Genomic DNA, 7,030 nt, shown 5'->3' on the forward strand with positions numbered 1-7,030 from the left:
GACGGCATGAAGGGAAAATGAGATGAGTTCTAAGCTGATTTGTCGGCGTGACTTGGACTTCTTGCTCTATCAGGTAATGGGAGCCGATGGACTGGTATCGTTCGAGCGATTCGCCGAACACAGCCGCGAGACCTTCGACGCTACCCTCGATACGGCCGAGTCCATCGCTATCGATCACTTCGCTTCTCACGCGGCTGAGCTGGATGAGAACGAGCCTCGCTGCGTGGACCAGCAAGTGGCCTTGATTCCTCAAGTGAAGGCGGCACTCGCTCAGTACTACGACGCCGGCTTCGGAGCGGCGACTCAGGACTACGCCCTGGGTGGAATGCAGCTTCCTCTCACGATATCGGTTGCCTGCAAGGCGATCTTCAGTGCCGCCAATGTCTCGACATTGGCCTATGCCTCCCTCAGTGCGGCCAATGCCAATGTCATTGGCACTTTTGGGTCGGAGAGCCTGCGTCGTCTCTATCGTCAGCCACTGCTGGATGGGCGCTTCACCGGGACCATGGCGTTGACAGAACCTCAGGCCGGGTCGTCGCTTGGCGATATCGCGACCACGGCGCTACCCACGGATGACGGCCACTACCTCATGCATGGCAGCAAGATGTTTATATCTGCCGGCGACCATGAACTCAGCGAAAACATCGTTCATCTGGTGTTGGCGCGAATCAAGGGAGCACCGGCAGGCGTAAAGGGGCTGTCGCTCTTTCTGGTACCCAAATATCTAGTCGAAAAGGATGGCGCACTCGGGGCACGTAACGATGTGGTCCTGGGCGGTTTGATCCACAAGATGGGCTATCGCGGCACGACATCCACGATCCTCAATTTTGGGGAGCGCGGTGGAGCCGTCGCCTATCTCGTTGGCGAGCCTCACCAGGGCCTGGCCTATATGTTTCAGATGATGAATGAGGCGCGGATAGGTGTTGGCGTAGGAGCCGTGGGGCTGGGTTATACGGCCTATCAGCATGCGCTGGACTATGCGCAGGAGCGTCATCAGGGGCGCCCCGTCGGGAACAAGGATGCCTCGTCGCCGCCGCAACCGCTGATCGCCCATAGCGATGTACGGCGCATGCTGCTGGCGGCGAAGAGTTATGTCGAGGGCGGCCTGTGCCTGTCTCTCTATGGCGCCCAGTTGGCTGATCGAAAGGCCTGGAGCGGGGAGGCCGCTGAGCGGGAGAGAGCCAGAACCTTGCTCGATCTGTTGACGCCGGTACTCAAGTCCTGGCCGTCCCGCTATTGCCTGGAAGCCAATTCACTGGCGATCCAGGTGCATGGCGGCTATGGCTATACCCGCGATTACCCTGTGGAGCGGCTCTATCGAGACAATCGCCTAAACCCTATCCACGAAGGCACTGAAGGGATCCAGTCGCTGGATCTATTGGGCCGCAAGGTAATGATGCGTGAGGGGGAAGCCTTCGAGCTGCTCTGCGGCGAGATCGAACTCAGCATTCAGCACGCCCGCAGCTATGCACGAATGCGCGAGTTCTCCGATTCCCTGCACGCCGCTCTCGACATGCTCCGCGACACCACCAAAACGCTGTCGCGAGTGTTGCGCGCAGGCGATACGGAGCTTGCGCTTGCCAATTCGTCGCTTTACCTGGATGCCTTCGGTCATCTTGTCGTGGCATGGCTTTGGCTGCGTCAGGCCGAGGTCGCCTTGCGCGTGGAGGATACCTCCAATGATGAAGCTCGGGCCTTCTATCGAGGTAAATACATGGCCTGCCAGTATTTCTTCCGCTGGGAATTGCCCAGGATCGAACATGCCTGCCGGCTATTGAGTGCTCTGGATACCACCTGTCTTGAGGTGTCGGCCGACAATTTCTGAAACCTCGAACCACTCTTCTTCTGAAACCTTGACCCACCCTCCAATAGTAGGGAGCGAGCCCATGAAAGCTATCGTATGCGAGCAGTTTGCACCCGTAGAGCGCCTTCAGTATCGCGATGTCGAAGAACCTGTACCGCGTAGCGGAGAAGTACGGGTGGCCATTGAAGCCATCGGAGTGAACTTTCCTGATGGCTTGCTGGTGGAGGGCAGCTATCAGGCCAAGCCTGATCTCCCTTTCACGCCGGGCGTGGAGTTCGCCGGTACCGTGGATGCGGTGGCGTCGGACGTCACGGAATACACGGTTGGCATGCGCGTGATCGGCGTGAGCGATCACTACGATGCCTATGCAGAAAAGGTGTGTTGTTCGGTTCAACGGCTGATGGCGATGCCGAAGGACATGCCGTTTACGGATGCCGCCAGTCTGGTGCTGGCGCATGGGACGGCGCATCACGCGTTGAAGCAGCGCGGTCAATTGCAATCCGGCGAAACCCTGCTGGTGCTGGGGGCGGCAGGGGGCACCGGCCTGGCTGCGGTACAGATTGGCAAGGCCATGGGGGCCAGGGTCATCGCGGCCTGCTCCACCGATGCCAAGCTGGCGTTGGCAAAGGCCAATGGCGCCGATGAGCTGATCAATTATCAGACCCGGGAGCTGCGCGGGGAATTGAAGCGGCTCACCGATGGCAAGGGTGTCGATGTGGTTTACGACCCGGTAGGTGGCGCCCAGTTCGATACTTGTGCCCGCAGCATGGCGCCCTATGGCCGGCTGCTCGTCATCGGCTTTGCCAGCGGCGAGATACCCAAGCTTCCCGTCAACCTGGCGCTGGTCAAGGAATTCTCCGCCGTGGGTGTCTTCTGGGGCGCCTTCGTGCGTCGGGAACCAGCGACGTTCATGGCCAATATGCAGGAACTCTTCGCTTGGTACGAGCAAGGCAAGGTGCGTCTGCATATTGACCAGACATTGCCGCTGTCGCGTGCCCCGGAGGCCTTGCGTCGAGTACTCGATCGCCGGGTCAGTGGCAAGTTGGTACTGGTGCCCGACGCTGCCGAGCCGTGCTGACCTCCCTCTCACGTTTACGTCGGCCAGGCACATCGAAGCTGTTGGCCGTACAGGAGTCGAATGATGAACTTCGAATTCAGCGAGCGGACCCAGGCGCTGCGTACGCAACTGATGCAATTCATGGAGGAGCATATCGTTCCTCGCATCGGGCAACACCGCGACGAGGTTAGGGCCGGCCACTATCCGGTGTCCTTCATGGAGGATCTCAAGGCGCGGGCGCGTGCCGAAGGACTGTGGAATATGTTCCTGCCCGGGCTGCGCGACGATGAGCCCGGATCGCGGCTTTCCAACCTGGAGTACGCGCCCCTGGCAGAACAGATGGGCCGGGTGCCCTGGAGCGCCGAGGTATTCAACTGCAATGCGCCGGATACCGGCAACATGGAGCTGTTGCACATGTTCGCAACGCCGGCACAGCGCGAACGGTGGCTCGTACCCTTGCTCAACGGCGAGATTCGTTCGGCTTTCGCCATGACCGAGCCGGACGTAGCGTCATCCGATGCCACCAATATCCAGACGTTGATTACCCGCGAAGGCGGAGATTATGTCATCAACGGACGCAAGTGGTTCATCTCGAATGCCAGCCACCCCCGCTGTCGGCTCTTCATCCTGATGGGCAAGAGCGATCCGGACAATGTGGAACCTCATCGTCAGCAAAGCATGGTCCTGATTCCCCATGACACGCCGGGCGTGACGGTGGAACGCAATATTACGGTAATGAACCATACCAATCCCCATGGCCACTGCGAGATTACCTTTCGCAATGTCAGGGTGCCCGTCAGTTATTTGCTGGGTGAAGAAGGAGAGGGGTTTGCCATGGCGCAGGCACGCCTCGGGCCGGGCCGGATACATCACTGCATGCGCTCCATTGGCCAGGCGGAGCTGGCCCTGGAGCTGATGATCGAGCGTTCTGGGCAGCGCAAGGCTTTCGGCAAGCATCTTCATCAATACGGTGCGGTATCCGATTGGATCGCCCATTCCCGGCTCGAGATCGAGCAGGCCAGGTTATTGGTGCTGAAAGCCGCCTGGATGATCGACCAGGTCGGTGCCAAGGCAGCGGCTAAGGAGATCTCCCTGATCAAGGCGCTGGTCCCCAGTTTGCACACGCGGGTCGTGGATCGGGCGATGCAGACCTTCGGTGCCATGGGGTTGAGTCCAGACACACCGCTGGCGGATATGTGGTCTCAGGGGCGAGCGCTGCGTTTTGCCGATGGCCCCGATGAAGTGCACTTGCGCAAGATTGCGCGCATGGAAGTGAAGGAACGGCAGGCCTTGCAGGGCAAGGGGGCAGCGTATTTGACCCCGCCTCTGCGAAGCTGAATGAGTTTTTGTTTCGCTTTGCAGAACTTGATATCGCAATTTGATAGCGTGTTCTGTAAATGGTAGCGTTATTTCAATACTTGTCCTGAGAGGTTGCTGACGGCTATGAACATCGATTTGACAGACGAGGAGTTGGCGTTCCGTGACGAGGTGCGGGCCTTCTTTCAAAATGAGCTTCCTCCCCAGGTGAAGGAAAAGATCCAGCGGGGCCTGCGTATCAGCCGTGAAGACCAGATTGCTTATCAGCAGGCGCTCTATGCCAAGGGTTGGGCCGGGGCGAACTGGCCGGAGGAATACGGTGGTACGGGCTGGAGCGCTACGCAGAAGTACATCTTCAACAATGAGGCCGCAGCAGCCCGGGCACCACGCATCATTCCTTTCGGCCTCACCATGGTGGCACCGGTCATCTATACCTTTGGCAATGAGGAGCAGAAGCAGCGCTTCCTGCCCGACATTCTCGCCAGCAAGGTTTGGTGGTGTCAGGGGTATTCCGAACCCAATGCAGGCTCGGATTTGGCTGGGCTCAAGACCCGTGCCGTCCGAGATGGCGATCACTATATCGTCAATGGCACCAAGACCTGGACCACGCTTGGCCACTATGCCGATTGGATCTTCTGCCTGGTGCGAACCAGCGATACCGGCAAGAAGCAGGAAGGCATCAGTTTCCTGCTGATCGACATGAACTCCCCCGGTGTCAGCGTGACACCTATCATCACCCTGGATGGCCGGCGCGAAGTCAATGAAGTGAATTTCGATGAGGTGCGCGTACCGGTAGAGAACCTGGTGGGGGAAGAGGGCAAGGGCTGGACTTATGCCAAGGTTTTGCTGACCCACGAGCGCACCAACATTGCCGGTGTGGCGACATCAAAGCAGCGCCTGGAACGACTCCGCAACATGCTTGCCGAGCCGCCGGCCGGCATGCCCAGCCTTGTCGACAACAGCGTCTATATGGCCCGTGTCATGGAAACCGAGATCGAACTCAAGGCGCTTGAATTTACCGAGCTGCGAGTGCTTTCCGCGGTGGCGACGGGCAAGGCACCGGGGCCAGAGTCATCGATACTCAAGATCAAGGGAACCGAGGTACAGCAAATGATCGATGAGCTTTATCTCGAGGCTGCCGGCCACTATGCCTTGCCTTTCGTGCCGGAGCAGTACGAGGAAGGCGGCGAGGCGAACATGATAGAGCCGCACTTTGCCCCAGACACGGCACCCCATTACTACAACAATCGCAAGGTCACCATCTTTGGTGGCACCAATGAAATTCAAAAGAACATCATCGCCAAAGCGGTTCTGGAACTCTAAGGAAGACGACCATGGATTTTGCACTCAACGATATTCAGCAGATGCTCCAGGACAGTGCCGCGAAGTTCATTCAGAACGATTACGACTTCGAAACCCGTCGCCGTCTGAGCGAGAGCGAGCTTGGTTACAGTGAGGAAAACTGGAAGCTCTTTGCCGAACTGGGATGGCTGGCACTCCCTTTTGATGAGGAATATGGTGGCCTGGGCGGGAACCTGACCGACTTGATGGTGCTTCAAATCGAGCTCGGTCGTGGCCTGGTCGTAGAGCCCTTCTTTTCAAGCGTGGTGTTGGGCGGCAACCTGATCCAGCGCCACGGTAGCGCGAGCCAGCGGGCGGAGCTGCTTGAACCGCTTATTGCCGGTGAGCTCAAGCTGGCGTTTGCTTATATCGAGCCGCAGTCACATACGTCTATAACAGATATCGAAACATCGGCCGAGCGCAGCGAAGCCGGTTATCGCCTCACGGGGCACAAGGCCGTGGTGCTGGGAGGGCCAAGTGCCGATCTTCTGCTTGTGGCTGCCCGTACCAGCGGGAAGCGAGGCGATAGGAATGGGTTGTCACTGTTTTTGGTAGACCCCGCTCAGCCGGGTGTCACGCTGAAGAGCTACCCGACCAATGACGGTTTTCGCGCTGCTGATATTCATTTCGATGACGCTAAGGCGAGCCTTTTGGGGGAGGTCGACAGTGCCCATGGGGCCATTCAGGCCACGCTGGACGATGCCATTGTAGCGCTGTCTGCCGAGGCGGTTGGCGTCATGGAAAAGCTGCTCGATGCCACCGTCGAGTTTTGCAAGGTGCGTAAACAGTTCGGCCAGCCTATCGGCAAGTTCCAGGTACTCCAGCATCGCATGGCCGATATGTTCATGGAGTGTGAGCAGACACGCTCGATGCTCTATTTCGGCGCGATTACCGCCACCGCCGGTGGCGAGGAGGCCAGTCGTGCTGCTTCCATGCTAAAGGTGAAAGTGGGCAGTGCCGGTCGCTTGGTGGGGCAGCAGGCGGTGCAGTTGCATGGTGGCATGGGGGTGAGTGATGAACTCGATGTCGGCCACTTCTTCAAGCGCATCACCATGATCAATACCCTGCTGGGCTCCCGGGATGAGCACCTTCAGCGACTGATAGGTGACGCCCAGGTGGCGTGATGCCCCAGGGGCGGCAAAAGGTGTCTGCACTCGGTGATGTGATGGTGAAATCGATCTTGTGCGCGAGTCCGATCAAAATGCTCATTTACCCTCGTAAACTGTGCTTTTTGACTCGGGAGAGCCCTGTCGCGCGCGGGCCCGTTAGGAATGGGCCTGGCCATCACCTTCGCTCGTCGACCTTTCGTACAAGACCGCTGATCCGTTGCTCCCAAGACCGCAGAGGCCGGCACGATTTCGATCGTGTTGCGTCTCTGCGGCGTTGGTGTCAATAGCCGACAAGAGAGATCTGAAAATGAAAATAGTGGTATGTGTCAAACGCGTCATCGACTACAACGTCAAGATCCGGGTCAAGCCGGATAACTCCGACGTTGACCTCACCAACGTCAA

General features: G+C 58.5%; 5 protein-coding genes and 1 pseudogene. All 6 read left to right on the forward strand.

Annotated features, from left to right (window positions below; genetic code table 11):
- Nucleotides 1–22 precede the first annotated feature (22 nt).
- Nucleotides 23–1,825 (forward strand): acyl-CoA dehydrogenase, encoded by a 1,803-nt coding sequence (locus tag FZZ93_RS16435; RefSeq protein WP_149323382.1) that lies wholly within the window; start codon nt 23–25, stop codon nt 1,823–1,825.
- A 61-nt stretch (nt 1,826–1,886) separates the two neighbouring features.
- Complete coding sequence (locus FZZ93_RS16440; protein WP_149323383.1) at nt 1,887–2,882, forward strand: NADPH:quinone oxidoreductase family protein; 996 nt, start codon at nt 1,887–1,889, stop codon at nt 2,880–2,882.
- A gap of 63 nt (nt 2,883–2,945) precedes the next feature.
- On the forward strand, nt 2,946–4,199 hold the full coding sequence (locus FZZ93_RS16445) for an acyl-CoA dehydrogenase family protein (protein ID WP_149323389.1): 1,254 nt from the start codon (nt 2,946–2,948) through the stop codon (nt 4,197–4,199).
- 105 nt (nt 4,200–4,304) lie between these two features.
- Entirely contained in the window at nt 4,305–5,501 is a 1,197-nt protein-coding gene (locus FZZ93_RS16450; protein ID WP_149323384.1) for an acyl-CoA dehydrogenase family protein, read from the forward strand.
- 11 nt (nt 5,502–5,512) lie between these two features.
- Nucleotides 5,513–6,643 carry an acyl-CoA dehydrogenase family protein gene (locus FZZ93_RS16455; protein ID WP_149323385.1) on the forward strand — a complete coding sequence of 377 codons (1,131 nt, stop codon included), beginning with the start codon at nt 5,513–5,515 and terminating at the stop codon, nt 6,641–6,643.
- A 292-nt stretch (nt 6,644–6,935) separates the two neighbouring features.
- Nucleotides 6,936–7,030, forward strand: a pseudogene (locus FZZ93_RS18445) (electron transfer flavoprotein subunit beta/FixA family protein); the annotation flags it as partial.

It is taken from the genome of Halomonas eurihalina (assembly GCF_008274785.1).
Classification (GTDB): domain Bacteria; phylum Pseudomonadota; class Gammaproteobacteria; order Pseudomonadales; family Halomonadaceae; genus Halomonas; species Halomonas eurihalina.

Bases quoted from the DNA above. Each gene is read 5' to 3' on its own strand.
- FZZ93_RS16455 (WP_149323385.1), top strand. From the start codon at position 5,513: ATGGATTTTGCACTCAACGATATTCAGCAGATGCTCCAGGACAGTGCC.
- FZZ93_RS16450 (WP_149323384.1), top strand. From the start codon at position 4,305: ATGAACATCGATTTGACAGACGAGGAGTTGGCGTTCCGTGACGAGGTG.
- FZZ93_RS16440 (WP_149323383.1), top strand. From the start codon at position 1,887: ATGAAAGCTATCGTATGCGAGCAGTTTGCACCCGTAGAGCGCCTTCAG.
- FZZ93_RS16445 (WP_149323389.1), top strand. From the start codon at position 2,946: ATGAACTTCGAATTCAGCGAGCGGACCCAGGCGCTGCGTACGCAACTG.
- FZZ93_RS16435 (WP_149323382.1), top strand. From the start codon at position 23: ATGAGTTCTAAGCTGATTTGTCGGCGTGACTTGGACTTCTTGCTCTAT.